Source organism: Citrobacter amalonaticus Y19, from assembly GCF_000981805.1.
Taxonomy (GTDB): domain Bacteria; phylum Pseudomonadota; class Gammaproteobacteria; order Enterobacterales; family Enterobacteriaceae; genus Citrobacter_A; species Citrobacter_A amalonaticus_C.
Genome location: NZ_CP011132.1, coordinates 5,091,139 through 5,118,057 on the forward strand (window position 1 = coordinate 5,091,139; position 26,919 = coordinate 5,118,057).

28 protein-coding genes, 1 tRNA gene and 1 pseudogene are annotated in these 26,919 nt (G+C 50.3%); 16 read left to right on the forward strand and 14 right to left on the reverse strand.

The genetic code is table 11. From position 1 onward, the window contains the following. Positions 1-113 precede the first annotated feature (113 nt). Positions 114-791 (forward strand): hypothetical protein, encoded by a 678-nt coding sequence (locus tag F384_RS30045; RefSeq protein ID WP_131351377.1) that lies wholly within the window; start codon positions 114-116, stop codon positions 789-791. 612 nt (positions 792-1,403) lie between these two features. On the opposite strand, the gene F384_RS23725 is transcribed toward F384_RS30045, so the two are convergent. After that, the gene (locus tag F384_RS23725; protein ID WP_155404032.1) at positions 1,404-1,697 is read right to left on the reverse strand and encodes a hypothetical protein; all 294 of its coding nucleotides are present in this window, start codon (positions 1,695-1,697) and stop codon (positions 1,404-1,406) included. Positions 1,698-1,786: 89 nt separating this feature from the next. On the opposite strand from F384_RS23725, the gene F384_RS23730 reads away from it, so the two are divergent. The 9 genes and pseudogenes from F384_RS23730 to F384_RS23770 all read left to right on the forward strand — a co-directional run bounded on the left by F384_RS23730 (position 1,787) and on the right by F384_RS23770 (position 8,357). Beyond that, positions 1,787-2,677, forward strand: coding sequence for an integrase domain-containing protein (locus F384_RS23730; RefSeq protein WP_046494321.1), 891 nt, complete (start codon positions 1,787-1,789; stop codon positions 2,675-2,677). Continuing rightward, positions 2,670-2,915, forward strand: coding sequence for a hypothetical protein (locus F384_RS23735; RefSeq protein WP_042999141.1), 246 nt, complete (start codon positions 2,670-2,672; stop codon positions 2,913-2,915). Before F384_RS23730 ends, F384_RS23735 begins: the two co-directional genes overlap by 8 nt. Before the next feature lie 456 nt (positions 2,916-3,371). Next, positions 3,372-3,788, forward strand: a complete 417-nt coding sequence (locus tag F384_RS23740) for a hypothetical protein (protein ID WP_000559511.1) — start codon at positions 3,372-3,374, stop codon at positions 3,786-3,788. A gap of 88 nt (positions 3,789-3,876) precedes the next feature. Next, the gene (locus F384_RS23745) at positions 3,877-4,242 is read left to right on the forward strand and encodes a hypothetical protein (RefSeq protein ID WP_042999142.1); all 366 of its coding nucleotides are present in this window, start codon (positions 3,877-3,879) and stop codon (positions 4,240-4,242) included. 154 nt (positions 4,243-4,396) lie between these two features. Further along, on the forward strand, positions 4,397-4,705 hold the full coding sequence (locus F384_RS23750; protein WP_032676630.1) for a hypothetical protein: 309 nt from the start codon (positions 4,397-4,399) through the stop codon (positions 4,703-4,705). An 81-nt stretch (positions 4,706-4,786) separates the two neighbouring features. Next, positions 4,787-5,410: a hypothetical protein gene (locus F384_RS23755; RefSeq protein WP_042999143.1), complete on the forward strand. Its 624-nt coding sequence runs from the start codon at positions 4,787-4,789 to the stop codon at positions 5,408-5,410. 96 nt (positions 5,411-5,506) lie between these two features. Continuing rightward, positions 5,507-6,499, forward strand: a complete 993-nt coding sequence (locus F384_RS23760; RefSeq protein WP_042999144.1) for an ArdC family protein — start codon at positions 5,507-5,509, stop codon at positions 6,497-6,499. Between the two features lie 91 nt (positions 6,500-6,590). After that, positions 6,591-7,543: pseudogene (locus F384_RS23765) on the forward strand (DUF1281 domain-containing protein). 130 nt (positions 7,544-7,673) lie between these two features. Then, entirely contained in the window at positions 7,674-8,357 is a 684-nt protein-coding gene (locus tag F384_RS23770) for a hypothetical protein (RefSeq protein ID WP_000793034.1), read from the forward strand. A gap of 83 nt (positions 8,358-8,440) precedes the next feature. Here F384_RS23770 and F384_RS23775 read toward each other — a convergent pair whose 3' ends face one another. The 6 genes from F384_RS23775 to F384_RS23800 form a co-directional block, all read right to left on the reverse strand. After that, positions 8,441-8,719, reverse strand: a complete 279-nt coding sequence (locus F384_RS23775; RefSeq protein WP_032676634.1) for a hypothetical protein — start codon at positions 8,717-8,719, stop codon at positions 8,441-8,443. Then, positions 8,716-9,363: a hypothetical protein gene (locus tag F384_RS23780; RefSeq protein ID WP_032676635.1), complete on the reverse strand. Its 648-nt coding sequence runs from the start codon at positions 9,361-9,363 to the stop codon at positions 8,716-8,718. Before F384_RS23780 ends, F384_RS23775 begins: the two co-directional genes overlap by 4 nt. 35 nt (positions 9,364-9,398) lie before the next feature. After that, complete coding sequence (locus F384_RS23785; protein WP_032676637.1) at positions 9,399-9,944, reverse strand: hypothetical protein; 546 nt, start codon at positions 9,942-9,944, stop codon at positions 9,399-9,401. Positions 9,945-10,001: 57 nt separating this feature from the next. Further along, positions 10,002-11,198 (reverse strand): conjugal transfer protein TraF, encoded by a 1,197-nt coding sequence (locus F384_RS23790; protein WP_072268468.1) that lies wholly within the window; start codon positions 11,196-11,198, stop codon positions 10,002-10,004. Positions 11,199-11,306: 108 nt separating this feature from the next. Continuing rightward, entirely contained in the window at positions 11,307-12,323 is a 1,017-nt protein-coding gene (locus F384_RS23795) for a hypothetical protein (RefSeq protein ID WP_032676639.1), read from the reverse strand. 176 nt (positions 12,324-12,499) lie between these two features. Then, the gene (locus F384_RS23800) at positions 12,500-13,060 is read right to left on the reverse strand and encodes a hypothetical protein (protein WP_032676640.1); all 561 of its coding nucleotides are present in this window, start codon (positions 13,058-13,060) and stop codon (positions 12,500-12,502) included. A gap of 197 nt (positions 13,061-13,257) precedes the next feature. Between F384_RS23800 and F384_RS23805 the strand changes: the two genes are divergently transcribed. Next, positions 13,258-14,796 carry a TraI domain-containing protein gene (locus F384_RS23805; RefSeq protein ID WP_032676641.1) on the forward strand — a complete coding sequence of 513 codons (1,539 nt, stop codon included), beginning with the start codon at positions 13,258-13,260 and terminating at the stop codon, positions 14,794-14,796. A gap of 40 nt (positions 14,797-14,836) precedes the next feature. After that, the gene (locus F384_RS23810; protein WP_032676642.1) at positions 14,837-15,790 is read left to right on the forward strand and encodes a tyrosine-type recombinase/integrase; all 954 of its coding nucleotides are present in this window, start codon (positions 14,837-14,839) and stop codon (positions 15,788-15,790) included. Between the two features lie 276 nt (positions 15,791-16,066). Here F384_RS23810 and F384_RS23815 read toward each other — a convergent pair. From F384_RS23815 to aspA, 6 genes are all read right to left on the reverse strand, one after another. After that, positions 16,067-16,142, reverse strand: a tRNA-Phe gene (locus F384_RS23815). Positions 16,143-16,290: 148 nt separating this feature from the next. Further along, positions 16,291-16,866, reverse strand: coding sequence for a transcriptional regulator (locus tag F384_RS23820; RefSeq protein WP_046498564.1), 576 nt, complete (start codon positions 16,864-16,866; stop codon positions 16,291-16,293). A gap of 35 nt (positions 16,867-16,901) precedes the next feature. After that, positions 16,902-18,608, reverse strand: a complete 1,707-nt coding sequence (locus tag F384_RS23825; RefSeq protein ID WP_046494332.1) for a protein-disulfide reductase DsbD — start codon at positions 18,606-18,608, stop codon at positions 16,902-16,904. Then, positions 18,584-18,931, reverse strand: coding sequence for a divalent cation tolerance protein CutA (gene cutA, locus F384_RS23830; protein ID WP_046494334.1), 348 nt, complete (start codon positions 18,929-18,931; stop codon positions 18,584-18,586). The genes F384_RS23825 and cutA overlap by 25 nt, the downstream gene beginning before the upstream one ends. 118 nt (positions 18,932-19,049) lie before the next feature. Next, on the reverse strand, positions 19,050-20,351 hold the full coding sequence (dcuA, locus tag F384_RS23835) for an anaerobic C4-dicarboxylate transporter DcuA (RefSeq protein ID WP_046494335.1): 1,302 nt from the start codon (positions 20,349-20,351) through the stop codon (positions 19,050-19,052). A gap of 114 nt (positions 20,352-20,465) precedes the next feature. Next, entirely contained in the window at positions 20,466-21,902 is a 1,437-nt protein-coding gene (aspA, locus tag F384_RS23840) for an aspartate ammonia-lyase (RefSeq protein WP_042321348.1), read from the reverse strand. A 340-nt stretch (positions 21,903-22,242) separates the two neighbouring features. On the opposite strand from aspA, the gene F384_RS23845 reads away from it, so the two are divergent. Then, positions 22,243-22,719 carry an FxsA family protein gene (locus F384_RS23845; protein ID WP_042321350.1) on the forward strand — a complete coding sequence of 159 codons (477 nt, stop codon included), beginning with the start codon at positions 22,243-22,245 and terminating at the stop codon, positions 22,717-22,719. 80 nt (positions 22,720-22,799) lie between these two features. Here the strand turns inward: F384_RS23845 and yjeH are convergent, their stop codons facing one another. Beyond that, the gene (gene yjeH / locus F384_RS23850; RefSeq protein ID WP_046494337.1) at positions 22,800-24,050 is read right to left on the reverse strand and encodes an L-methionine/branched-chain amino acid transporter; all 1,251 of its coding nucleotides are present in this window, start codon (positions 24,048-24,050) and stop codon (positions 22,800-22,802) included. Positions 24,051-24,322: 272 nt separating this feature from the next. Here yjeH and F384_RS23855 point away from each other — a divergent pair, with 272 nt between their 5' ends. The 3 genes from F384_RS23855 to F384_RS23865 all read left to right on the forward strand — a co-directional run bounded on the left by F384_RS23855 (position 24,323) and on the right by F384_RS23865 (position 26,912). Next, positions 24,323-24,616, forward strand: coding sequence for a co-chaperone GroES (locus F384_RS23855; protein WP_013367964.1), 294 nt, complete (start codon positions 24,323-24,325; stop codon positions 24,614-24,616). Between the two features lie 43 nt (positions 24,617-24,659). Further along, on the forward strand, positions 24,660-26,306 hold the full coding sequence (gene groL / locus F384_RS23860) for a chaperonin GroEL (RefSeq protein WP_046494341.1): 1,647 nt from the start codon (positions 24,660-24,662) through the stop codon (positions 26,304-26,306). A 252-nt stretch (positions 26,307-26,558) separates the two neighbouring features. After that, positions 26,559-26,912, forward strand: a complete 354-nt coding sequence (locus F384_RS23865) for a DUF4156 domain-containing protein (protein ID WP_046494343.1) — start codon at positions 26,559-26,561, stop codon at positions 26,910-26,912. The last annotated feature ends 7 nt before the right edge of the window (positions 26,913-26,919 follow it).

Consider the following 26,919-nt stretch of genomic DNA (forward strand, 5'->3'; position numbering starts at 1 on the left):
AGATATTCTCAGAAACAGAGCCAGATTAAAATATTAATCTGGCTCTCAGTGCTTACCAGGTTGGCGCATTACTTGGTATTCTGTGGCGATTCAATCCTTAATGGTTAGGGGCAGTGTCTGGAACAAGTGCTGAAGCGCCTGAGCCAATCAGTATATTGATATTGGATAAATCATTCCGACATTCTGATCTTAAGGTTTCTGTAGTTAAGGCAAATAATGTATCTTTTGAGAACGCTGAGAAACTTGAAGAAAAACATTCCAGGTTGTATGTCGGATTTATATTAAGCTATACATCTACGGTTAATGGTGTATCTTTTACAAAATACGAAGTTTGCGAGTTTCAGAGATGGAATTATGATAAATGTCGTGGTTATTTAAGATTCATTTTTTATTTTCTGGGTTCTGTCAGAACGAAAATAAACTGCCAGGGCGTATCATTCAATGAGGATATTATTGATGGTTTGATGACATGTAGGTTATTTCCATCAACAATTAAAGGCATGTTATCAGAAACTTGGTTTATTGCTGATCGAATAGGTCATATAGAAAGTAATTACGATGTAGAGATAAATTCAGTTGAGTATTTAAACAGATTTAACAGACTTATACGTTTATTGTGTTTCGGTAGTTCTGTGACAATTTTAGATATTGAATATACAACGAAAGACTTTTCATATGGATGGATTATAAAGTACTCATGTAATGGGGAATATCATACGGAGTTTTACCATAGTCTGGCCACTGGTCTGGACGATATTTATGATAAGTTCATCGTCGAGAATCCATCATAAAGGTGACTATTGATTACATGTAAATCATTAAAGGTACCCTTCAAATTTTGGAGGGTTTCCTGCAGACTCGTCTTCCATGTCACAGATAAAAACTTGATAAAGGATCACGCTCCGATCTAATATCTTGCTCGTTGTACCGTTGCGTTGTATGCAACATGCCAATGCCTCGGCGATCTGAGAGAGGCGCCTTCGGGTGATCGCCATGCCAATGCCACCGTGACCTGAGAGGTGGCGCCTTCGGGCGGTAACTTCGTTTACCCTTTGAAAACGAAGATCGCATACAGTTTGAATCTGGCGATGAAGGTCCCTTTCACTTCTGTATCTGTTTTTCAGATACGTCTTGCAGCCGTTGTCTGGCCGCAATTTTCTTATCGTTTTCACTCTTTATGACGCTGCTGGCCGTTGCGAACTTTGCGGCGTGGGTATGACCATTTGGAACATTTGGGCATCTTCCACGACTGCATTGAGAGCAGAGGAGCGCGGCGTCACTTGTGCACGAGTGAAACGAGTACCAAGTGACGCGCGCAGCGCATAACAGGCAGAGCTGACGCACTGCCATTTCGACAACTTTTTTACCAACTGACCAACACGTACTTAAAGGTTTTAAGGGCCTTAAAAACGTACTTCATTCACTTCTTGTTCATTTATCAACCAAACGTCTTTCTCGTAAAAACGGGTAAGGACTTCATTCTGAAAGGAGAAAATCGACACGATATCGATGGCGACACCAGTCAACATACTGGTGTGTGGAAGCAGACTGATTAATTTCAGCCCGGTGCAAACCGCGAACAGGTCAGAGACCTGGGGAGCTTCGCAATAACTCAACATTTCGCCGCCCCGATGCACAGATATCTGTCGAGACGCAGGAAGCACAACCATAAACCGTGCCGTCGGGGTGAAATTCATCGTCTGTAGCTGTGGCGCAGCCGGTGTCAGTGCTTTTCCGTTCACGCAGACGGAAAAGCACTGACACCTGTTTAAATGGAGGGTTGTTTATGGCAAAACTGAATAAAAATCTTAAAACGCTTGCCAGGCAGGCAGGGGGAAGTTTTAAAACCGTTTCTGACCGAATGAAAATTGCGGACAGGTTTGCCGAACGTTTATTAAAACTTAATGTTCAAATCAGAGATATTAAAAATATCAAGACGGGGCATATCGAGTTGTATATGAAGAGCCGCCTTTCTGAAGATATTTCCAGACGCACACTTCAGAACGAAATGGCAGCTATCCGGGCTTTGTTACGTGTTGCGGGGAAAACATTCATGGCAAATCCTTCTCATGATAAACTGAGCAATCAGGCTCTGGGTATTTCGGAAACGAGCCGGGATGGAACTAAGGTTGCTATTCCCGATGCTTATTTTCGGCAGGTATTGACGAGTGTAGAGCAAAAGGATGATGGCGTTGCATGTGCAATGAGATTATCCAGATTACTCGGGTTAAGAACAGAAGAAACAGTACAGTCTGCTAAATCGTTGCGTACCTGGAAAAAAGCTTTACTCAATGGTGACGAAAAAATACGTGTTGTATTTGGGACAAAAGGAGGACGACCAAGAGATACAACGGTATTAGATCGTGAATCAACTCTGGCTGCAATCAATGCGGCCCTTAAACACTTGAATGAAAATAATGGAAAGTTGATTGATAAGCCATCATTACATACGGCTATTGAACGTTATCGCAATGTTGTCCGTGAGTCCGGATTAACAGGAAAATATGCGCCTCATAGTTTACGCTATGCCTACTCTGTTGATGTCATGAATTATCATATGAAAAGAGGTTTCACTAAAGAAGAGGCACAGGCTCTGGCATCAATGGATTTGGGACATGGCGATGGCAGGGGACAATACGTGGCTCGTGTTTATAATAAGGTAGAGGGTAATGAGTAAAAGCATTTTTGTTTCTGGTGAGGATTTGGTTATTGGTCGTGTGTTTTTGGGATGGAAGGAAAGGATTTCACGTATTATCGATAGGGGGCATTACGAGGTGGCTTGTTCACAGGAGGTTCATGCGCATTACGGAGACAAATTTACCCGTACTGATGCCTGTCTGTATTTCATCCGTGGCGCACTGTCTGAAACTTTCAGGAAATCACTGAGAGAAAAAGAAAACGCTCATGAAATGTAAAAATATGATCCTTTTTTCTGGTCAATTTAAACATGACACATTTTCTCAGGATATTCTCAGCAGTAGTGACTTTCCGTTAAGGGCTTCATCGTCCTGGTTCAAACCACAATGTGGGAAGATCTTTGCGTTGACACTATTGCCTGAGGTGCGGGAATTGTGTACGCTTAATTTGCTAACGTTGTCTCTGACAACTGCCAATGCCTGAGTGATTTGAGACAGGCGCCTTCGGGTAATCACATGCCAATGCCATCATAACCTGAGAGATGGCGCTTTCGGGCGGTTCAAACCTGTTTAACCTTTGCAAACAGGAACCTGATTACAGGTTAAGGTCCTTTTCTACATCACTTCACACTACCAAACACCTGATTTACTCATCCGGCATTTTTGGCCTGATTCTCACCCTGAGGGATACTTTCCCTTTGGGACGGTTCCCTTTTTTCATAAGGAATCGTACCCATGCATTACACCAGAATGATCAATCCGCTCGCGTTACTGAGTTGTGACTCACCCGCTTCTGCAAAAATCATTGTGGATTACGTAAAAACTCAGCTTAACGTTCGTCTGGATAACAAACTCATGGTCGACGCAGATCCTCAGGTTCCTGCTGACGGCCTTCCTGATTACCTGACTTTTCTCAGACATGTCGCGCATACAGTTGGTTTTGCAACTGAGCATGGCTTCATAAAACATACCTTTGTCGAAGAAGCAGTGAGCGAGCTTACGCTTCTGGGGACAGATGTTCACAGTTTTCACTGGAGTACAGCTTTTCTTCAGGGCGTTACCAGGTCTCGCGAGGAAAAAGAGCTGGACGAAGCTACAGAGCAATTGCGCGAAATGTTTTATCAGAGCGCCCATTTCTCAGACATCGCCTGACGGCCTTATTAGTCGAAGATTTTCTCACCCTAACGGGACTTCTGTCCCGGTCAGGGACAGGATTCCACAACTCTTTAAGGAATCCTTTATGAACGAGTTAATTCTCACCGAAGATTTTCACATCCGTGCCAGCGAGCGTAATGCTCACAAAGTTGCACTGGCTAAAGCGGAAGGCGAGCTGCTGAGTATCGCAGCGCTTCGCCGCCTTGACCTAAATACCGGGACAGATGAAGACGGCTTTCCGTATTATGTCTGGGATATGGCTTCTGTTGCCCGGGAACTGGCTGAACTGTATGTTCGAAAACTTATACCGGGATCATGGGAGGCATTCTTTAACGACCTCTGCCGCATGGCAGAAGGTATTGATAAAGAAGCCTGGATATATTTCTACAAAAGCGCAGTCAAAGACGAAGAGGCCTTTCTGTCTATGGAACGCAGCGATGCTGATTTCTGACGTGATGCACTGAACCCTATGGGGACTTTCTCCATACGGAGGTGGTTGTGTTTTCTGAATGAAGCCAGCTTATAACTGATGTACCAACCCATGCGGGGACAACCTCCCTGCATCTGCGGTGATGGTTTTCTCCGCATTAACTAAGGAGAAAACCATGAGCAGTATAATACTGTTGTTTATCACCCATACCACGCGCGTCCTCAGCCGCATTTCAGAAGCAATGCGGCAGCAGCAGGCCGAATGGTTCACCAACCGTAGCGGTCACAGCAGTTTCCGCGCCGAGGTCGTTCAGTCTGAAGGGGGTTTTACCGCCATCATTTCACGCAGAACGGGCTACAGTTCGCGTGACTGGCAGTATCAGCAACTGGCCAGCGCCGGTCAGTTTGCCTCCGCACGTAAGGCTTTACGGGCGGGACGGCAGATGGCGCAGCAGATGGCCTGGCTGCGTTACCGTTTCGACTGAATCAGTTCTGACTGATTAACACTTCCCGGAGGGACCTTCCCTCCAGGGGAAGTCTCCTCCTTATTAATTTAAGGAGTCCTGATGATTCGCTTTACCTCAACCGAATTACGCCCTCTTTTATCACAGCAGGGCGGTATGCAAAGGCCACTGCTGCTTGAAAAGAACCTTGGTATATACATCCGGGTTCCGGATGACCGAAACCCCGGCGAATGGCTCAGGGCATGGGCGGAAGGTTGTAATCCCTCGAAAGATGCAAACTGGTCGGAAAATGCAGACCTGTTAATTCCCGGGAAGGAATACGCTTTTCAGACCTTTATGGAGCAGAGCAAATTCGACGCCGTTCTGACCGAACACCACGATCTTTTTATGATGCCATCGGCCGGTCCACTGGGGACTGGTATGACAATTCGTAAAGAGACCCGTCCGCCAGAAAAGGTGTATGTCCTGGTGGAGGAATATCGCAGCAATATTCGTTGGCTCTACGATCAGTCTCTCCGGCATTTACCTGCCTGTGTGGGGAATGCGGAACGTCTGAGCTGGCGCTCGCAGGCGCTGTATGTGCTTGACAGGGTAATCCGTCTCGACTGTAAACGGGCAAAACCTGCTGATCGCGCGATATTTGAGAGTGCGGTTCGCAGCGTGCGCAGCAGCGTCAGCGAGGTGATGTCTGATGGCTCTTTCCGTTACGCGGCAACCCGCCGTTAGGTTGTATTACTGACTATCTCTGACTTTTTTCCACTCCCGGTGGCGCATTCTTCCGCCCCCGGGGAGGATGCGCCCTTTTTTACAGGTTGCATCCTTATGAACAAATCCATTCGCGGCCGTAAGGCCGCGCCGGCTCAGAAAGCCGATCTTTACCAGCAGGTCACCGACAAAATCATTGCTGCCCTGGGAAAAGGGGTTCCACCGTGGCGCCGGCCGTGGCGTTCTGCACAGAACGTACATGGCAGCGCGTTACCGGTGAATGCCACAACCGGCCGCCATTACAGCGGAGTGAATATACCCTTGCTGTGGATGTCTGCTGAAGAGCGGGGATTTCCATCCGATCGATGGCTGACATACCAGCAGGCGAAAGCCGTGGGTGGTCAGGTGCGCAAGGGTGAAACCAGCTCGATGGCCATTATCTACAAACCGTTTGAGAAACAGGCGACGGATGGCAACGATAACAAGCTGTTCGATAAAGACGGTAATCCCGTCATGGAGTCGCTTGCGATGCTGAAGCCGCTGCAACTTTTCAATGTCGCCCAGTGTGATGGACTGCCGGATGCTGTTGCCGGCATGCCGCCAACAGAGGCAGAAGAGGAGCGGCATTCCATACTCAGTGAACAACAACAGGGGCAGGTACTGTCAGTACTGAATGCAACCGGTGTGGTTTGCACATCGTACCGACAAAACCGGGCGTATTATCAGCCATCAACCGATCGAATTGTGATGCCTACGACTTCGCAGTTTAATTCTGAAGCTGATTACTGGTCCACGCTACTGCATGAACTGGTTCATGCAACCGGCCACAGCCGCCGCCTTAGCCGTGAAGGGATAACATCTTCTTCGCGAAAATTCGGTGATCCGGTTTACGCCTTTGAGGAGCTTATTGCCGAAACCGGCAGTGCTTTTCTTTGTGCAGAGCTGGGTATTTACGGTGATGTTCAACATGAAAGCTATCTGGCCAGTTGGCTGAAGGTACTTCGTGACGATAAAAAAGCCTTTTTCCGCGCCTGCCGGTTTGCCCGGGAAGCGTCGGAATTTTTACTGCAGCCACTGAACCGACAACCGGAACAGAACAAGGCTGCTTAACAATAAACTTGATGGCCCTGGTCATCAGCATCCCCTGAGGGTATCTCCTCAGGGAGATGCCCTCTGTCTAAACTAAAGAGGAGTAATAACTATGTTTTCATGGTGCAAAAACCGTCTGGAAATCACTGCGAAATCTGTTTGTATTGACGTGATGCAGTCCTGGATTGCCGGCACTGAAACTCCGCGTTATCGACATGCCATACGGCAGGCCATAAAGCTGTTTCTTGCTGGATGTGCCGGGATACTTAAGCCAACAAAAGCGACAGAGTTTACTGCTTATCCGATGCTTACGGCCGCCGGTACGGGGGCTTCTACTTCGGCAAACCAGGCGTTCCAGCATTTCCTGGAATTAATGGAAAAGGATGCGTGGCTCGACAGCGCTACTATTGCACGTATGGAGAAGATCTGGGTTCAGTCCGGCCTGGAAACACTTAAATGGGAGAGTATTCCAGTTTCATCGCGCCAGATAATGTCCCAGTTGATGGCTGTTCACTATGCTGACTGGTTTGGTGTTGCCAGCTTCGGGGAACAGTTCGATCCGCAGGAGCGTTGGGAATGGCTCAGTATAATGCCGGCCGCGAGTTGTCCCTGCGATATGCTGATGATAATGCCGTCACGTCTTGCAACTGAGTTGAACGGTAACAGTGGTTTGTTCCGGGGCTTAACACAACTGCAGATCTTTACACGCAGCTGTATGGTGTGGAGTTCCCGGCTGGTCATAAAGCCAACTGGAGCCGTGAATCACTGGGCACGATATTACTGACGTTCGATACCCCCTGGTACCCGCCATCTGGAGAGGTTATGGGTGAGATGTCAGAGCTGTTTGACTGTGAGATCCGTCATTACTGGAAATCAGTGGATGAAGGTTTTTCCGGATATAACTGTTTTGACCGCGGTGATCACGTTGACAGTGGCCCCTGGCCGGAAGAAATGCAGCAACTGAGCAACGGTGAAACAGCAAGAATGTACCTTGTCTCTACGGAAACCACAGCGGTAACGCCATATGCGGCGCCAGCGGCACAATACGGGAGCATTCGGGCCTGACACTAAACCAGGATAACCCGGGCTAACCGGTTCAACATACTGGCCACAACACTTGTTGTGGCTTTTTTTCACCCTGACGGGAAACACTGTTTCCCTGTCAGGGGCGTGTTTCCCGTTAAAGGAGACATGCATGAAAAATCTAATAAACCATGAAAAGGCGTTCATTTCGCTTTTCAACCAGACTGCTCGTTATCACCATCGACATCAGGTTTTTGAAGACTTCATCAGTTGCAGCGTTATTGCTCTTCAGAATGCCCTCAGTTTCTGCGAAAAGCGGGAGCAGAAATATCTGCGCATAGTTGCACGTTATGAAAAGAAGGATGTAGTCCGTATGGCAGAATTGCTGGCCCATGTTGTCAATGGGCTGGATGATTCACCGGGGGATTTTCTTGGACAGGTTTTCATGCAGCTTGAACTGGGTGATAAATATCGTGGTCAGTTTTTTACCCCATGGGATGTGGGCATCATGATGGCGCGCATGCAGCTCGGCAACGTTGCTGATAATTTTGCGGACAAGCCTTTTATTACCCTGGCGGAGCCAGCCTGTGGCGCGGGATGTATGGCGCTCGCATTTGCCACTGTGCTGCGCGATGCCGGTTATTCACCACACCGGTATTTGTGGGTTTCAGCTACTGATATCGATCCGCTGGCTGCGGGGATGGCTTATATTCAGTTAACGCTGTGTGGAGTGCCAGGTGAAGTGGTTATTGGCAACTCTCTTTGCGATGAACGCCGTCGTGTGTTGCATACGTTTGCGCATTACCAGGGCAACTGGCCCGGTCGTTTACGTCATGTCCTGAATCAGGCCGCCTGAATAATAAAAAGCTCCCTCCCGGGGGCTTTTTTATTGGGTATAGAGATTGAATGGTTGATGAGGCAGCATCTTGCTACTGGCCGTTATAGTAGTCTTATCTGAGTTGGCATTTCTCCGCGAACGAATTTAATGGTGAGCGGAGCATCAGTTCTGACCTGCAAAAGTGCTTTTACTTCCTCTTCAATTTCAGGCCAGTACAGGCCTGTTTTCTTATATGCAGGGAAAAAGAAAAACCTGATAACGGCAACGATCCTGTTCATCCAGTTTGCCTTCACGGACTTGTGGATGTCTTCAAACTCATCCAGTGTCATAGCGCCAATTTCCTTCCCGTTGGCTTCGACTACCCAGTACACATCTTTCATTCCGTCACCTCATCGTTCAGGCTTTTCCGTTTATCTACATCGTCTATTAAGGTGTTTGCCTGGAGATGACGAAGTGCGAATTCCAGTGAGGGAAACTCCATCGTTTCCTGACGTGACATAAAGCGATCTGTGGCGATGCCATATGTACCTGTTTCGATATTAAAAACGAAGCTGTGGCAGCAGTCCACCGCGGGGTAGTTATAAATCATTAATGATTTTTCTTTTCGCTCATCAGCAATAAGGTACGGCAGAACAAACTCCACCATCCGGATTGTTTGCTCCAGTTCTTCTTCAGACTTTGTTGTGAAACCGATCCCGTAAACTGACTGTCCGGTATAAATATTGCCGAAGGCAGTCAGACGCAGACCTGCGATCGTACCGACCCATTTATCACGGTATGCTCGCATGGTGGTTGAGGCATCCTCACTCATACTAAATATTCCATGCCAGTTGGGAGCATCTCCCCAGCTCGCTATGACGAGTTCATCTCTCTGATTTTCCAGGTCTGCAAGGTGGTCTTCGGCTATTTCCAGATTTCGTTCTGCACGTCTGACTGAGCGCTCTCGCTTTGCAATAACCTCTGAGGCATCGCTAATTAGCTTTTCAATGGCTTTGATATTTTCACCAGTTGGTAAACTGGACATATCAGTCTCCTGCGGCCGTGGAGAAGGTGACTTGCTCATTGCCCGACCTCCCGACTAACCTTCGTACCGCGTGCGACTTCCGGAATTTGTTTCCACAGGCGCGCGGTCCATTCAGGTTTAAGATGCTCCGGATTGGAGGAACGATAAATTGCGGTCACGTTGCTGCGTTTAGCATCGCCTGTGACTTCTATTGTCAGACGATCATTAGCTGCCCAGTTCCGGCTCATGCGATAATAAGACCCAGGTTGGGCTGACCAACTGGCACCTTCTGAAATTGCCGATGCTGACCAGCCAGCATTTCCCTGACCATTGTTTCTTGCGGCTGAAACGTCTTCATCAGAAGGAAAACCATAATGCTGCTTCAGGCGTAGTGCAGCAGTATCTACGCCGACTGGCAGGCTGAATGCCTGGGCAATCTCATTACGTTCAGCCTCTTTTTCAGAAGGATGCTGCTCACCAGGTGATATCATCGTGCTGACATCTGACAGTTGCCGCTGAAACTGATTGAGCTGGTTCTGGCTACACCCAGCAAGAGCCATAAGTACAAAAGAGATACCTGAGCAAAGAATGAGTTTTTTCATAGTGTTCTCCTGAGGACTTCCAGGGCTGTCAGTAAACAGCCCCTTCATTTTGCTGGATCAGAAAGTGAATTGAAGTTGTGCAACCGCCCCGTAGGTACGATCAGTGCCTGCGATGCCCGTGATATCCAGGTGAACCACATCAAACGGAGAGAACCCCAGGCCGGCAGTGAAAGCATTGCCTTCTCCGGAAGCCATGTTCTGGCGGTATCCCGCGCGCACCTGCATCCAGTTCCAGGCATTAATCTCGGCACCCAGACTTGCAAACTGACGCTTATTATCACTGGTGAAACCACTCGCCTCAGTCAGGTCGACATCGAGCGCGGTTGTGATGAAGCTGTTGTGCCATGAGGCGCCGGCAGTGGCCTGCGGTTTAATCCTGAACGTTCCCTTTTCACCATTTACTTCTTTGGTATCGATTGAGCGGGGGATGATATTTTGTACGGCCAGACCAAGAGTCCAGTTGTCGTTCAGGTTTGTGGACAGACCGACGTCGGCGTTAAAACCGGTTTTGGTATTGCGGTACTCGCTGGAGTCAATGTCGTTTTTGTCAAAATTACTGACGGAAACGTTGTAGTTAAACAGGTCAACGCGCTGGTATTTTGGTGTGATACCAAAGGACCAGGCATGTCCTGCAGTTTCGAACTCATGCGCCATGGCCACTCCGACATCGGTGATCACAGCCGCACGACCGTAGGCTCTTGACGTAAGTGAGTCAGTATCCACTGCAGAAGGGGGGATTGTGCCATCGGCGACCTTGTCGAGGTATTCCAGGTCGTGATCGCTGACCTTACCATCGACAGAGACAGTACCCCATGATTTCACCACAACGGCGAACGGTAGTGTCTGGTTCGGCACAGTTGCAATAACTGAAGCCCCGACCTGGCCGTTCGCATGTGTGTTTTTCAAATCCTGAAGCTTACTCTTGAGTGCCGCGGCGCTTTCGCTGACACCGGACTGATTAGCGACGGCGCTGTCGAAACGATCCCAGAGGTCCTTAACATCATCCGCTTTATCCACGGTTTTATCCGGGTCAGAGACCTGGGCGCCCACCGATGGCAGCACCAGGCTGAAATCATCGGTTGGTCCGGACGTAGTTAACAGAGCAGGGTTAGACAGAGCCGCAGTACCGTAGTGCGCGGATGCCACGCCGGTGCCACCCATAGCATCACCGCGTGCCTCCATCCAGTTCGTCGCAGCATTAACCGACGGCGCTGCGGAAACCAGAAGAGCAAGGGAAACGCAGCGTGTAATCATTGAAATTGAAGCTTTCATCATTTATATCCTTTGTCGTTTATGGTGTTTAAGGCAAAAAAATCCCCTGGCGCTGGTGCACCAATAAAACAATGTGTCTGACTGATTATTTCACTTAATATTGAGGGCTGTTATTTGGCTAACAAATTTACTCCATTCTGGTGTTATAAATTCCTCAGGGAAAAGAAAAGGTTCTCTTTCCTCTTCGGTCCATATATTTTGAGAAAACTTACCTGACTCTGTTTGTTGAAGTTTCTGAATTTCCCACAGTGCAGCGGCCGGAAGTATCTTTCCTTCTCTCAGCGCATCCAGTAAATAACCGGATGCATAAAATGTGTCGAAACTGTTGAGAATATGCGCTCTGAAGAGAATGTTGCTCATACTCAGGAATGAATTAAGTTGTGTTTTATAAGTACCTGAAGATGGACAATGCCCGATACATTCAACTACACGAATTGTTGTGTTATTAACGGTTTTATAGCGCCGAATAAAAATGAAAACATGTCCGGATTCGTCTTTGATATCTCCTGAGGTGTATTGATTCTCTCTGACCAGGAATATGTCAGGACGGGTCAGGTTGTCGTCAGATGTATATTCCTGAATTCTTTTTTTAATTATCATGGCAACCTGAATCCATTCGCTGAAAGCGGTCAGGTACACTGGCCGGGGATCACTTCCTTCCAGCCATCTGGTACTTACACAGAACCAGTCAGATAGCTGTTTCAGCAAAGGTGCAGTTAAGTAATCCATCGTTCTTTCACGGCTTTCCAGAACGCTCAGACCGATATTCCAGTCCGAGAGCAGGCGAGCCACGTCCAGTACCGACAGGCGGTGCTCATCCATCAGCAGCCAGAACCGTTCGTGGATATGTGTGATCACAGCCTGTCGGGGGATAAGCGTCTCGCGCATGATACCCTCGACGAGAATATTGACCAGTTCAGCTGATGAAATACCCAGGCGTCCTGATACCAGTGTGACGAAATCCCTGACAGCTGGTTTAAAACGTATTGCAATAGGGCTGCCAGACGTTTTCTTTCCGTCCGAAAGCTGGGCTACCAGCTGCTGCATATTTTCATCCCGTTCAGTGATGATACTGGCAAGGATGGAGGTGACGTTCAGACGGTTCATATAATTTCCCGGTGTTGGCTAATACATTAATTCGACTTAAGTTATTAATTATTGTATCCACTGTGGATACGTTACCGCGCACCAGAGTGGATGTATAACGATGAAAATCGATCGTTCAGATCGACTACATTGATGTAGCCAGTGTGACAACGGGTGAAAAATCAAAACAGGGGAAATTATTTTTCCGGATTGAAAGTTTTTCGTATGACAAGAACGGGCCATAACGTTCTGGACGGTACACGCCAGCGCCACTGTGCAAGAAGAATTTCCAGTTGCATAACTGCACGCGCAGCGGGTGTGAAGGGGACATGTATGACATGGCTTCGGTAATGTCCGGCCTGAATCTGAAGATGCCTTCTGATACGTTTAATTCGATAAGAGGTGAGGAGATGGGAGGCAATCACGATGGTGTTCTCTCTGCCACTGAGAGCGTCCTCTATACTGGTTAGCACTCCATTCCAGAACCAGGCCACACGTTCGGATGAAATACTGACGGTTGGCTGGTTTGGCGACAGATGCACGAATATCCTTGAGCTGCGCTTATGGTAGCTCAGGATGCAGGGCTGGCTGATGAGTCTGCGCTGCATCCAGTTCACCACTCTCAGAGAAAAAGGGGATATCAATACAAGCCCCCAGAGATACACCATCCCATCCTGATACCCCGTAATTAAAGCGATGAGCCCGTAACTCGCAAGACCCCAGCAGAGGATAATTCCAGAGACCACTAATCTTTGCATTCCTGTAGCTTCCCTCAGATTTCTGATGGCGCTTAAGGAAGCATGCTGATTAATTCTCTTCATCTGAAAACTGTGAACCGGCCTTTAAGGATTAATGCAAGTTCGTTTTGTTTAATCAGGAACTAAGGCTTTTGACTTGCAAAATACAACCGTCTCCATAGCGTAGCGTCAATTCGGTATTTGGTTATGGGGTGCTTATGCGTGGACTGAAATGGTTAACAGGCCTTGGGCTGGCAGTCGGAACGGAATACTCAGTAAGGCCATCCGTGCAGCCGGCACAAGCGGGAGGGTTCCGGAACGTACTGTCCGGTCAGTTGTTACTGGGAACTGCGGAGCGACAGAAGAACGTCCGGATGTTGCGGGAAAATTGCCCACTGTCACAGTCAGCCTTTGACGAATTCTGGCTAAAACCCTTAGAGCAAATGGCTGCTCGCGTTCAGGAAGTACCGGCAGCCTGGGCGGGGCCGTTCGCCACACCAGGGAGCTTTACTGACCTCAGTTTATCCGTGGCCGCAAGTGCCGTGAGGCTGGTACGCGGTATGATGTTACCTCCGGGAGCGACGCCTGAGGAGCAGGCAGAGCAGGGGCCTGCCTGGATATGCGCAGTGTTCTGGGCTGGGCTTTTTCATCATCTTGACTGGTTGTCGCAGATTGAAGGGAGCCTGGCGAACGGAAAAGCCTGGTGTCCGGGGATGGAAATACCCGGTGCAAACTGGCGGGTGCGTCCCCGGCAGGGGAGAACGGCTTCAATGAACGGCATGTACATTGCCAGTAAACTCATCCCGGATGCTGCGGCTATCTGGCTTCAACGCTGGCCGGCGATTTCAGGTGCGCTATTTTTGTACCTCAGCGGACAAAAAGCTCAGTCTGGAATTCTCAACAGCATCATCAGCGATGCGCTTGCCAGCGTTGCCAATAAATCAGGAACCGTTTCTGGTACAGCAAGCCCCTCTGAAAGCGATAAGGTGATCACCTCAGGGGAGGAAGGGGAGGAAGGATCCAGAACAAACAATATCCCAAATTTAATAGACGACGATATGCATCAAACGTCCAGTCACAAAAATATAACACCGGTTCCAGAGCCAATTAACAATGCTTCAATAGGTTACGATACTAACCAGACAGGTGATTATGCTGCTAAGGATGTTACCGGTCAGGTTACGTTGCTTTCGGCATTTGATAATCATGATACACAGTCATCCGATGAACGAACAGGTGATGAAACTGTCCCGGATGAGTCGGTATCAACCGCAGAATTTCTTAGCGTGCTTGACCAGATGTCGGGCTCTGGTGCTCCTGTTGTTGAAGAGAAGGTTGAAACTACTTCTTCTGAAGAGCCTTCGCTGGTCGGGATGGAATCTGGCACTCCAGGAGAAAAGTTTCTGGACTGGCTGAAATCCTCAATCCTTGACGGTACGGCTAGTGTCAATGAGGGCGAGAGTTTTGCACATATTCTGGCTCAGTTTGTATTCATTGTTTCACCTGAGTGTTTTTTTAAATATTTATCGCTGAATACAAACGAGTCACTGGATAAATCAGAGTTACAAAAAAGCTTTGAAGCTCTGAACGTTCATTATTCACGAAATGGTAAAGGCCTCTGGCATTACCATAAATACGATACGCCGGACAAAAGCGGTCGTTACACCAAAATGTCAGGATACATGCTGAGTGCTGACATTATTTACAGAAAAGGAACCTGTCCACCGGACAGCGTATGGCTTGCACGAAGAAATTAATACTATTGTTTAAGTCAGAATAACAATATACGAGGTGAATATGAACAATGCATTTGAAGAAGTGCTGGATGATTATTTTTTCAGTAAATCTTTGCGCCCGGCTACGGAGTGGAGCTACAGGAAGGTAGTCAGATCATTCATTTCCTTTAGCGGGAAAGGTATTTCACCTGAGCAGGTTGATAAAACGCTGGTTTTAACGTGGCGCCGAAAAATTATCCATGAGGAAGGACTGAGCAGAACGACATGGAATAATAAAGTGACTCATATGCGCGCTATATTTAATCACGCCATCGTTAATGGGCTTGTAACGATGAGGGAAAACCCTTTCAACGGCGTAATCACCCGACCCGATGTCAAACGCAAAAAAACACTGACTGATGTGCAGATGAATAAAATTTATCTGCACATGCTGGCAAGGGAAGAGGATGAACGGACTGGTATGATGGAGTTAAGAAAAAGCGCCTTACGGCCAGCATGGTTCTGGCTAACGGTACTGGATGCATTGCGGAGGACAGGAATGCGCCAGAACCAGTTGCTGCACATTCGCCTGGAGGATGTAAATTTTGAGCACCGCTGGATTAATCTCCGGCCTGAGGGTTCCAAGAACCATAAGGAGCACCGGGTTCCGATTACTGAAAACCTCCGTCCCAGACTTGAAAGGCTCTATAACCTCTCCCTTGAGCGTGGCGCGAAGATGCAGGACCAGTTGTTTAATCTTTCTCGCTTTGATGGCCGGAAGAATGAAATCAGCAGCAACATGGATTATCCGCCGTTGCGTGCGTTTTTCAGACGGCTTTCACGAGAATGCGGTTTTACAGTCAGTCCGCACAGGTTCCGACACACCATCGCGACTAACCTGATGCGTTTGCCGGATCGTAACCTGAAGATGGCACAGGACCTGCTGGGTCATTCAACACCGGCGGTCACGCTGGAGTATGTTGAAAGTGACCTGGATAAGGTACGGGACATGCTGGAGGAGCTGGATGCTGCATAAGACTAATCTTAAGTTAAATCTAAGTTGATGAAATTAAAAATGGAAAAAAAAGGGATGTTTGCTTTACAAAAGATTGACACAGGGAAGATCTGAGGGTAAATACGTTCGTGAAGTAAATTGTGGACGTGAGAAATCCAGAGGATGGTACCAACATCCTCTGGATTTAAGTCCCGTGTTCAACTGATGCGGTAACACAAGTACCATCATCATGCCGTCTGGGGACTGCTGTCTTGCCCGTTAAGGATCTCATCTCTTAACGAACAGGCTCTGAAGAAGTGGTGCCCGGACTCGGAATCGAACCAAGGACACGGGGATTTTCAATCCCCTGCTCTACCGACTGAGCTATCCGGGCAACGGGGCGCATTAAACCGTAATCATGCCCGACAGTCAACCAAATTTAGGGAAAAGCTGTTCAACTGCTTAAGTTTGCGGCAATCTGTGCGTTTTCAGCGCCAGGCGGCGCTGTGCCTGATGGTTTCAGCGTGGGCGGGGTTGCTGGTTTAGGTCAGCGCGCCTCCCTGACGACACTGGGCAAAGCGCAGAATATCTTCTGCCAGACGATGCGCCGTCTCTACATCCGCATGGCTGCGATTGACCAGCATGCGGCTCAGACAGCCTTCCAGCACCAGTTCCATCTGTTTGGCCACCATCGCCGGATCGTCAATCTCCAGCGTGGTCAGCAGTTCGTGGGTAAAGTCGTGCGCCGCGCTTTTCTGCTGATCCGCCAGTTGGTGAATCGGGTGCGACGGATCGGGATAAAACGTACAGGCGGCGATGAACAGGCAGCCCGGGTAGCGGTTATTACTCACGCATTCAGCCAGCGCATTGTAGCGGGCCAGTAGCTTTTGTTCGGCACTCAGGGAGTCATCCAGCAGCAGCTGGCGACGCCAGATATCCACCTGCTGGCTGAGATAGCGCAGCGCGTCATACAGAATGGCCTCTTTGTCCGGCCAGAAACGCTGCATTTCGTCGAGCGGATAATCAACGCGCTCAGCCACCATCTCCAGCGTGGTGTTCGCAATCCCATGGATCTCTACTAATTTTAGGGCTTCTCCCAGGACATCTTCACGTTGCACGGTCATTCCTCCGTCTTTACCTCTGAAAGTGTCGCTCACGGTTGGCGATCGCGCAAATGCGCGCTAAACGTTGCCGCATCCATAAAGCCCGTTACCCGTGCTTGCGGGTGTTCCTGGCCTTGCGCATCAAAGAACAGGATGGTTGGCAATCCTAACACCTGCAAATGCTTCAGCAGCGCCACATCCTGCGCGTTATTGGCGGTGACGTTAGCCTGTAACAGCACCGTATCGCCCAGCGCCTGCTTTACCTGCGGATGGCTGAAGGTGTACTTTTCAAACTCTTTACAGGCGACACACCAGTCGGCGTACAGGTCCAGCATCACCGGTTTGCCTTTCGCCTCGGCCAGTGCCTGATTGAGTTCCTCAACGCTTGCCACCGGTCTGAAGTCCAGATGCGCCTGCGCCTGAGTCACCGTTGTGCCAAACGCCCAGTCCTGGAGTGGACGTACGCTGACCAGCGCTGCCGCCAACAGGATTATCTGTACAATGCGCATCCAGCCACGCGTTGCTTGCAGACTGGTGATAAACGCCCAGCCAAAGAAGGCTACGCCCAATAGCGACCACAGGCGTAAGCCCCACGTATCGCCGACGATTCGCTCCAGCAAAAAGACCGGCAGCGCGAGGATAACAAAGCCAAATGCTGTTTTGACCTGCTCCATCCATGGCCCGCTTTTCGGCAGCAGACGGTTACCAAAGACGGTGACCAGCATCAGCGGCAGCCCCATCCCCAGTGCGTAAAGGTACAACGTACCGCCGCCGAGCCACAGATTTCCACTCTGGGCGATGTACAGCAAGATGGCGCTGAGCGGCGCGGTCGTACACGGCGAACAAATCAACCCGGCAATTGCGCCCATAGCAAAAACGCCGCCCGCAGAACCGCCCTGCTGACGGTTACTCATCAGCGTGAGGCGCGTTTGCAGCGATGAGGGCAGTTGCAGGGTGAACAGACCAAACATCGACAGGGCAAGCAGGGTAAAGACCGCCGCCAGACCGATTAAGACAAAGGGATGCTGAAGGGCTGCCTGGAATTGCAATCCGGCGGCGGCCACCACCAGACCCAGAGCGGTATAGGTCAGCGCCATCCCCTGCACATAGATGAACGTCAGTAGCAGCGCACGTCCGGTAGAAAGACGTTGTTTACCGCCAAGTACGATGCCGGAAATCAACGGATACATCGGCAGTACGCAAGGGGTAAAGGCGATTCCAATGCCGATCAGCAGCGCCCACAGGGCGGAGAAGGGAAGTTGTGCGGGCGCGTTTTCCGGTTGCGGCGACTGTGCCGCAGCTGGTGTAGCCGGTTTCGGCTCTGCGCTGGCGACGACCTCGCTTAACGGCAGGATTTTGCTTTCCGGCGGATAGCAAAATCCTGCGTCGGCGCAGCCCTGATATGTGACCGTCAGCGTCGCGCCTGGCTGTGCCTGGTTGATGGTCACCGGGATCGTGAGCGTATCACGGTAGATTTCGCTTTTGCCGTAGAACTCATCTTCATGCCAGACGCCCGCCGGCAGAGTGACTTCCGCGATTTCTGCCTGAGCAGGGGTAATACTGATCTGCTTGCGGTACAGGTAATACCCATCTTTCACCTGCCAGGTGAGATTCAGATCGTGTTGATTTTGCTGAAAATCAAAGGCAAAGGCCTGGTCAGCAGGGACAAAATTTGAGCGACCCGGCGCGTCGAACAGTCCGGCAAAAGTCGATGTGCTGCAAAGAAGCAGGATCAGCGTAAGGATGCGTTGAGCCATGAGAGGTAATCACTGTCTCCATGAGTAACGGGTAAAACCAGAAGTTCGGGCGTTTGATACGGGTGATGAGACTTCAGGCAGTCGAGTAAGGCGCTCTGGTGTATCACCGAGGTTTTTAAGATCATCTGGACTTCGTATTCCTGCTCCAGTTTCCCCTCCCAGTAATACAGCGAGGTAGCGCCGGGAATAATCGTGGCACAGGCCGCCAGCTTTTCTGCCAGCACTTTGGCCGCCAGATCCTGGGCAGTGGCTTCATCCGGCGCGGTGCAGAGCACAACAACGGCATCGGGGAGGGAGATATCCTGACGACTCACATCATGCATAAACACCTCGAATGAACAGAATGACCCGCAAAGAGTGGTCACTATACAACGGACGAGGAAAGGATGTTAGACAAAGGGGAGGGAAATGCGGGGCGCGAACACGCCCCGCAGGTAACACTTACAGCATGAAACTGCCCAGCAGGAAGCCAAAGCAGACCGCCAGTACCACACCCAGCGTACCAGGGATGAAGAACGGGTGGTTAAAGACGAATTTACCGATACGCGTTGTCCCGGTGTCATCCATCTGTACCGCCGCAACCAGCGTTGGGTAAGTTGGCAGAATGAACAGACCAGAAACCGCAGCGAAAGAGGCAACGGCAGTCAGCGGAGAAACGTTCAGCGCCAGCGCCATCGGCATCAGTGCTTTAGCGGTTGCTGCCTGAGAGTACAGCAGTGCGGAAGCAAAGAAGAAGATCACCGCCAGCAGCCACGGATGGCCCTGAATCACTTCACCTGCAGTGTCTTTGATCCAGTCAATGTTGTGGGATACGAAAGTGTCACCCAGCCATGCAACACCCAGGATACAAATACAGGCGCTCATACCGGCTTTGAAGGTGCTGGAGTTGAGGATAGCGTCAGTTTCCACTTTGCACAGGATAGTGGTCAGCGTCGCGACGCTCAGCATGATGATAAGGATTGCGTTAGTGGTGTTCATCAGCGGTTTCTCAACCAGACCGAGGCTCGGGCTGTTGACGATCGCATAAACGACGACGCACACTACGCCCAGCAGGAACATCCAGACGGAGTTCTTCGCCATCGGTTTGATTTCGACCTGCTTCTCACCGCGCAGTTCAACCAAACCTTCTTCCAGACGCTTGCGGTACACCGGATCGTCAGAGAGTTTGGAGTTGAACAGCATGGTCACCAGGAAAGACATCACCAATACCGCCAGCAGCGTGGACGGAATGACCACGGACAGCAGGTGGATGTAGCTAATGCCATGACCTTCCATCACAGAAGACATGTAAACGACCGCTGCGGAGATTGGCGATGCGGTGATCGCAATCTGAGCGGACACCACGGCGGTGGAGAGCGGACGGCAAGGCTTGATGCCCTGTTCCTTCGCTACTTCAGCGATAACCGGCAGTGTTGCCAGGGAGATGTTCCCGGTACCGGCAAAGATAGTCAGGAAATAGGTCACGATCGGTGCAAGGATCGTGATGTATTTCGGGTTCCGACGCAGCAGTTTTTCTGTCTGGTTAACCAGATAGTCCAGACCGCCCGCAACCTGCATCGCGGAGATAGCAGCAATAACCGCCATGATGATGGAAATGACATCGAACGGGATGTTACCCGGTTTCACGCCGATAGCGGCAAGAACCAGAACACCCAGTCCACCTGCAAATCCAATCCCGATGCCCCCAAGTCTGGCGCCCAAAAAGATTGCCAGCAAAACAATGATAAGTTCGACAACTATCATATTAGCCTTCCTTGTTGTTTAACAAGTTGATATTAAATTGTTGTTATTAAGTAACTTCTAATAAGAAAAAAGGCACGTCATCTGACGTGCCCTCCTTGGTACTACCCTGTACGATTACTGTTCGCTTTCATCAGTATAACGTTTTGCTTTGTAAGCCGGGTGCATCAGGTTCTGTGCGGAGAAAATATCGTCCAGCTCAGCTTCAGTCAACAGACCGCGCTCCAGCACCACTTCACGTACGCTCTTACCGGTCTCGGCGCAAATCTTACCAACGATGTCGCCGTTGTGGTGGCCGATGAACGGGTTGAGGTAGGTGACGATGCCGATAGAGTTGTAGACATACCCTTCGCACACTTCTTTGTTAGCGGTAATACCGTTAACACATTTCTCCAGCAGGTTGTAGCAGGCGTTGCTGAGGATGTGAATGGATTCAAACATCGCCTGACCAATCACGGGCTCCATCACGTTTAACTGCAACTGACCGGCTTCAGACGCCATGGTGACGGTGATGTCGTTACCGATGACTTTGAAGCACACCTGGTTGACGACTTCCGGTACGACCGGGTTAACTTTCGCCGGCATGATAGAAGAGCCCGCCTGCAGTTCCGGCAGGTTGATCTCGTTCAGGCCAGCACGCGGGCCAGAGGAGAGCAAGCGCAGGTCGTTACAGATTTTGGACATCTTCACAGCCAGGCGTTTCAGGGCGCCGTGTACCATAACGTAAGCACCGCAGTCAGAGGTCGCTTCGATCAGGTCTTCAGCGGGAACGCAGGCAAAGCCGGTCACTTCCGCCAGTTTCTGTACGGCCAGCGGAGAGTACTCTTTCGGCGTATTCAGACCGGTACCGATAGCCGTTGCGCCGAGGTTAACTTCCAGCAGCAGTTCAGCGGTACGTTCGATGTTTTTCACTTCTTCTTTCAGCAGCACGCTGAAAGCGCGGAATTCCTGACCCAGGGTCATCGGAACCGCATCCTGCAACTGGGTACGACCCATTTTCAGGATGTCCTGGAACTCGACAGCTTTACGCTCGAAGCCTTCACGCAGTTGGTTGATGGCGTCGACCAGTTTTACGATAGAAGCGTAAACGGCGATGCGGAAACCGGTTGGGTAGGCGTCGTTAGTAGACTGACATTTGTTCACGTGGTCGTTCGGGTTCAGGTACTGATATTCACCTTTCTGGTGACCCATCAGCTCCAGCCCGATATTGGCCAGCACTTCGTTGGTATTCATGTTGACGGAGGTGCCTGCACCGCCCTGGTAAACGTCTACCGGGAACTGGTCCATGCATTTGCCGTTATTCAGGACTTCATCACATGCGGCAATGATAGCATTCGCTACACTCTTAGGAATGGTCTGCAACTCTTTGTTTGCCAGCGCTGCTGCCTTCTTAACCATTACCATGCCGCGCACAAATTCAGGGATGTCACTGATTTTGTTATTGCTGATGTAGAAGTTTTCAATCGCTCTCAGAGTGTGAACACCATAATAGGCTTCGGCTGGAACTTCCCTGGTACCCAACAGATCTTCTTCGATACGAATGTTGTTTAACATGTGAACCTTCTTTATTTAAAGCTGCCAATGAATGCACTAAACACACAGAATATATGTGGTTTCGATTGTTTCTTGACCGACGATTATCCCCTACATCGGTCTGGTCAACGAGATCATATTCTGCTCCAGAAATTGTGCCGTAATCTGGATCACTTTAAGTGTGGTAAATTACTCCTTAATTATTATTTTGTGAAATAGGTCACCGCTTTAGGATTAACTCTAAAAATAAGTGCGTAAACAGCTTGAAATTTTGTGAACTACCCCTATATCCGACTAATGCAAATCGCAACTATTTTCGGGCCGACGTGCGTATCACGGCGGTCGTTTGAGGAGAACCCTTTTGCGCTGGATACCGTTACTTGCAGTCTTTCTCTATGTTTATATTGAGATTTCTATCTTCATTCAGGTTGCCCATGTGATGGGTGTGCTGATGACGCTCATCCTGGTAATCTTTACCTCGGTCATCGGGATGTCGCTGGTACGCAACCAGGGATTTAAGAACTTTTTGTTGATGCAGCAGAAAATGGCGGCAGGAGAGAGCCCTGCTGAAGAGATGATTAAGAGTGTTTCGCTGATCATCGCGGGTCTGTTGCTGTTGTTGCCAGGCTTTTTCACCGACTTCCTCGGTCTTCTTCTTTTATTACCTCCCGTGCAGAAACACCTGACGATGAAGCTGCTGCCGCATTTGCGTTTTTCCCGGATGCCGGGTGGCGGTTTTAGCGCCGGAACGGGCGGTGGCGACACCTTTGACGGCGAGTTCCAGCGCAAAGACGATGAGCGTGACCGTATCGAACATAAAGACGACCGTCGCGACTGATGACATGGTAGATTTGTCGGCCCGGCAGGCGTAAAGGCCTCCCGGGCACATTTATCTGAGGGGGAACATGCGCATCCGGCCTATCCCTGCTGTTCAGCCATCTTCCGTTTCGGCAATAACAGCCACAGTATTGCCAGCATAATCAGCGCATACAGACTCTTCCAGCCAACCATTGCCAGTAAAAGAAGGCATAATAATCCCCCCACCATCGCCAGCGCGCGATACCGACCTTTCAACAAGCGGCATCCTGCCAGCATGCACAACAGATAGATCATGATAAAGATGCCATTGGCGTAGACGATGAGCGCATCGAGATTGATCTCTAACGCATAAATGCACAACGTACTGACCACGCAGCAGCCCAGCACGGCATTGAGCGCGTTGCGCGGAATATGACGGGGAGAGAGGCGGGCAAGGTAATGGCCCGGTTTATACTGTGCCTGTGACCACACCAGACGGGCAAAACTCTGTATATAGATGTTGAGACTGGCAAAGCAGGCCAGATAGCCGATCACACAGGCCACCCACAGCGCCTGAACGCCAAACAGTTTCACCACGATTTTCGGCAACGAGGCCGCCGCCGCCATCGTTTCACCATAGGCGTCAAAATGCAGAACAACAACGGTGCAGGCCCAGTAGACCGAACCGGCCAGCAGCAGGCCAATCATTAGCGCACGCGGGAAATCCCGTTCGGGATCCTTGAATTCAGAAGCCAGATGAGCGAACGCTTCCAGACCAACGAAGCACCAGAACATCACCGACAGCGCGGAGAACAGCCCTGACATCTCAATATCACCTGGCGCAGGGAAAGGAATTTCTGTTGGTTTGAGGTCACCGGCCCACCAGATGGCGACAATCAATGCCACAATCAGACCCGCAATCACCGTTTGCAGGTTTGCACTGGAGCTGGCACCGCGTGAACCGATGAACCACACCAGCGCCAGGGTGCCGAGTTCCGCCAGCAACAGTTGCCAGCCGTGCCAGCCAAACATCGCTTGTCCAAACCCGGCAGCAATGTGCAGCGCAGCAGGAAGACCCACAGGGATGACGGACAGAAACAGCCAGCCGGTGACCCGTTCAAGATGCGGGCCAAATGCCATGCCGACGAAATGGGCGACGCCGCCTGCGCTGGGGTAATGGCGACCTAGCAGGGCAAAAACAATCGCAACGGGAAACACCAAAACAATCAAAACGGGCCAGGCCCACAGGCTGTTATTGCCTGCCACCAGCGCGGCCAGGGCCGGGACGGCAAACACGCCTGTTCCTAATAATGATGTCGACAACAGGCCAATACCCTGAGCCAGTCCAAGCTCTTGTTTCAGTCCACTCATGAGTTGTTATCCGTTTGCGCCTGAATTCCAGGCAACTGCGCAGGTTTTCGATGTTATCACAATCAGATTTGCTTATGATGCCAGCGATTAAATAGGCGAGAAATGTGAGGTAAGTAGTGTTTTTGCAGGATTTTTGCCTGAAGAAAATTTTTTTTCACATTGCCCCTTGAAGGGGCAAAACCCCATCCCCATCTCTCTGGTCACTAGCCGGGAACCTTAGCGGACCGGCGTCACCCATAACTGATAAAGACTTTCTCAAAGGAGAGCTATCAATGAGTATTCGTCCGTTACATGATCGCGTGATCGTTAAACGTAAAGAAGTTGAGTCCAAATCTGCTGGCGGCATCGTTCTGACCGGTTCCGCAGCGGGTAAATCAACTCGTGGCGAAATCATCGCTGTCGGTAAGGGTCGCATCCTGGAAAACGGGACCGTGCAACCGCTGGACGTGAAAGTCGGCGACATCGTGATTTTCAACGATGGTTACGGTGTGAAATCTGAGAAGATCGACAATGAAGAAGTGTTGATCATGTCTGAAAGCGACATTCTGGCAATTGTTGAAGCGTAATCCGCGAACGACACTGAACATACGAATTTAAGGGAAAGAGAAAATGGCAGCTAAAGACGTAAAATTCGGTAACGACGCTCGTGTGAAAATGCTGCGCGGCGTAAACGTACTGGCAGACGCAGTGAAAGTGACTCTCGGCCCGAAAGGCCGTAACGTGGTTCTGGATAAATCCTTCGGCGCACCAGCCATCACCAAAGATGGTGTTTCTGTTGCACGTGAAATCGAACTGGAAGATAAGTTCGAAAACATGGGCGCGCAGATGGTGAAAGAAGTGGCCTCTAAAGCGAATGACGCAGCAGGCGACGGTACCACCACCGCAACTGTACTGGCGCAGTCCATCATCACTGAAGGTCTGAAAGCCGTTGCTGCGGGTATGAACCCGATGGATCTGAAGCGTGGTATCGACAAAGCGGTTGCGGCTGCAGTTGAAGAACTGAAAACGCTGTCCGTACCGTGCTCTGACTCTAAAGCCATTGCTCAGGTGGGTACCATCTCCGCTAACTCCGACGAAACCGTGGGTAAACTGATCGCTGAAGCGATGGATAAAGTCGGTAAAGAAGGTGTTATCACCGTTGAAGACGGTACCGGTCTGCAGGACGAACTGGACGTGGTTGAAGGTATGCAGTTCGACCGTGGCTACCTGTCCCCGTACTTCATCAACAAGCCGGAAACTGGCGCAGTAGAACTGGAAAGCCCGTTCATCCTGCTGGCTGACAAGAAAATCTCCAACATCCGCGAAATGCTGCCGGTTCTGGAAGCCGTTGCGAAAGCAGGCAAACCGCTGCTGATCATCGCTGAAGATGTAGAAGGCGAAGCGCTGGCGACCCTGGTGGTTAACACCATGCGCGGCATCGTGAAAGTAGCTGCGGTTAAAGCTCCAGGCTTTGGCGATCGTCGTAAAGCGATGCTGCAGGATATCGCGACGCTGACTGGCGGTACCGTTATCTCTGAAGAGATCGGTATGGAACTGGAAAAAGCGACTCTGGAAGACCTGGGTCAGGCAAAACGCGTTGTGATCAACAAAGACACCACTACCATCATCGATGGCGTGGGTGACGAAGCGGCAATCCAGGGTCGTGTGACTCAGATTCGTCAGCAGATCGAAGAAGCAACTTCTGACTACGACCGTGAAAAACTGCAGGAACGCGTAGCGAAACTGGCTGGCGGCGTGGCAGTTATCAAAGTCGGTGCAGCGACCGAAGTTGAAATGAAAGAGAAGAAAGCCCGCGTTGAAGATGCCCTGCACGCAACCCGTGCTGCGGTAGAAGAAGGTGTGGTTGCCGGTGGTGGTGTTGCGCTGATTCGCGTAGCGTCCAAACTCGCGGACCTGAAAGGTCAGAACGAAGATCAGAACGTCGGTATCAAAGTTGCGCTGCGCGCAATGGAGTCTCCGCTGCGTCAGATCGTTCTGAACTGCGGCGAAGAACCGTCTGTTGTGGCGAACACCGTGAAAGCGGGTGACGGCAACTACGGTTACAACGCAGCGACCGAAGAATACGGCAACATGATCGACATGGGTATCCTGGATCCGACCAAAGTGACCCGTTCTGCTCTGCAGTACGCGGCATCTGTGGCTGGCCTGATGATCACCACCGAGTGCATGGTGACCGACCTGCCGAAAGGCGACGCGCCTGACTTAGGTGCTGCTGGTGGTATGGGCGGTATGGGTGGTATGGGCGGCATGATGTAATTTAATCTTCATACTTCAAGCCGCAGGTGCGTTGGCTGCGTTTATTCACCCCGGTCACTTACTAATGTAAGCTCCCGGGGAATCATAAACTTGCCGCCTGCCTGCAACCTGAATTATTCGATTAAATCAGCATCTCGCGAAAAATGAGAAACCCTCGGGCAGAAATGTTCGGGGGTTTTTCTTTTGGTCATCTTTTTAGTATAAGATTCAGTGACGGACAAAACGTCCAGCTCATTGATTATGGGGAATAACATGCACGCGAAATATTTTGCAGGGATTGTCGGTGCCGCGCTACTGATGGCGGGTTGTAGCTCCAGCAGCGAACTGAGTTCCGCAGGACAAAGCGTTCGCTTTGTTGAAGATAAGCCCGGCGCTGAATGTCAGCTGATTGGCACGGCAACCGGTAAGCAGAGCAACTGGCTTTCAGGTCAGCACGGTGAAGAAGGCGGCTCTATGCGTGGCGCGGCAAATGACCTGCGCAACCAGGCGGCGGCCATGGGCGGCAACGTGATTTATGGCGTCAGCAGTCCGAGTCAGAGCATGTTATCCAGCTTTGTCCCAACGGCCAGTGAGATGATTGGTCAGGTTTATAAGTGCCCTAACTGATTACACT

Excerpts from the sequence above, each read along its gene's own strand:
- F384_RS23790 (WP_072268468.1), bottom strand. The coding sequence starts at position 11,198 with ATGATTACACGCTGCGTTTCCCTTGCTCTTCTGGTTTCCGCAGCGCCG.
- cutA (WP_046494334.1), bottom strand. The coding sequence starts at position 18,931 with ATGCATGATGTGAGTCGTCAGGATATCTCCCTCCCCGATGCCGTTGTT.
- F384_RS23740 (WP_000559511.1), top strand. The coding sequence starts at position 3,372 with ATGCATTACACCAGAATGATCAATCCGCTCGCGTTACTGAGTTGTGAC.
- F384_RS23805 (WP_032676641.1), top strand. The coding sequence starts at position 13,258 with ATGCGTGGACTGAAATGGTTAACAGGCCTTGGGCTGGCAGTCGGAACG.
- yjeH (WP_046494337.1), bottom strand. The coding sequence starts at position 24,050 with ATGAGTGGACTGAAACAAGAGCTTGGACTGGCTCAGGGTATTGGCCTG.
- F384_RS23775 (WP_032676634.1), bottom strand. The coding sequence starts at position 8,719 with ATGAAAGATGTGTACTGGGTAGTCGAAGCCAACGGGAAGGAAATTGGC.
- F384_RS23735 (WP_042999141.1), top strand. The coding sequence starts at position 2,670 with ATGAGTAAAAGCATTTTTGTTTCTGGTGAGGATTTGGTTATTGGTCGT.
- F384_RS23780 (WP_032676635.1), bottom strand. The coding sequence starts at position 9,363 with ATGTCCAGTTTACCAACTGGTGAAAATATCAAAGCCATTGAAAAGCTA.
- F384_RS23785 (WP_032676637.1), bottom strand. The coding sequence starts at position 9,944 with ATGAAAAAACTCATTCTTTGCTCAGGTATCTCTTTTGTACTTATGGCT.
- F384_RS23760 (WP_042999144.1), top strand. The coding sequence starts at position 5,507 with ATGAACAAATCCATTCGCGGCCGTAAGGCCGCGCCGGCTCAGAAAGCC.
- F384_RS23795 (WP_032676639.1), bottom strand. The coding sequence starts at position 12,323 with ATGAACCGTCTGAACGTCACCTCCATCCTTGCCAGTATCATCACTGAA.
- F384_RS23745 (WP_042999142.1), top strand. The coding sequence starts at position 3,877 with ATGAACGAGTTAATTCTCACCGAAGATTTTCACATCCGTGCCAGCGAG.
- F384_RS23825 (WP_046494332.1), bottom strand. The coding sequence starts at position 18,608 with ATGGCTCAACGCATCCTTACGCTGATCCTGCTTCTTTGCAGCACATCG.
- groL (WP_046494341.1), top strand. The coding sequence starts at position 24,660 with ATGGCAGCTAAAGACGTAAAATTCGGTAACGACGCTCGTGTGAAAATG.
- F384_RS23810 (WP_032676642.1), top strand. The coding sequence starts at position 14,837 with ATGAACAATGCATTTGAAGAAGTGCTGGATGATTATTTTTTCAGTAAA.
- F384_RS23855 (WP_013367964.1), top strand. The coding sequence starts at position 24,323 with ATGAGTATTCGTCCGTTACATGATCGCGTGATCGTTAAACGTAAAGAA.
- F384_RS23755 (WP_042999143.1), top strand. The coding sequence starts at position 4,787 with ATGATTCGCTTTACCTCAACCGAATTACGCCCTCTTTTATCACAGCAG.
- F384_RS23865 (WP_046494343.1), top strand. The coding sequence starts at position 26,559 with ATGCACGCGAAATATTTTGCAGGGATTGTCGGTGCCGCGCTACTGATG.
- F384_RS23770 (WP_000793034.1), top strand. The coding sequence starts at position 7,674 with ATGAAAAATCTAATAAACCATGAAAAGGCGTTCATTTCGCTTTTCAAC.
- F384_RS23725 (WP_155404032.1), bottom strand. The coding sequence starts at position 1,697 with ATGAATTTCACCCCGACGGCACGGTTTATGGTTGTGCTTCCTGCGTCT.
- aspA (WP_042321348.1), bottom strand. The coding sequence starts at position 21,902 with ATGTTAAACAACATTCGTATCGAAGAAGATCTGTTGGGTACCAGGGAA.
- dcuA (WP_046494335.1), bottom strand. The coding sequence starts at position 20,351 with ATGATAGTTGTCGAACTTATCATTGTTTTGCTGGCAATCTTTTTGGGC.
- F384_RS23800 (WP_032676640.1), bottom strand. The coding sequence starts at position 13,060 with ATGCAAAGATTAGTGGTCTCTGGAATTATCCTCTGCTGGGGTCTTGCG.
- F384_RS23730 (WP_046494321.1), top strand. The coding sequence starts at position 1,787 with ATGGCAAAACTGAATAAAAATCTTAAAACGCTTGCCAGGCAGGCAGGG.
- F384_RS23750 (WP_032676630.1), top strand. The coding sequence starts at position 4,397 with ATGAGCAGTATAATACTGTTGTTTATCACCCATACCACGCGCGTCCTC.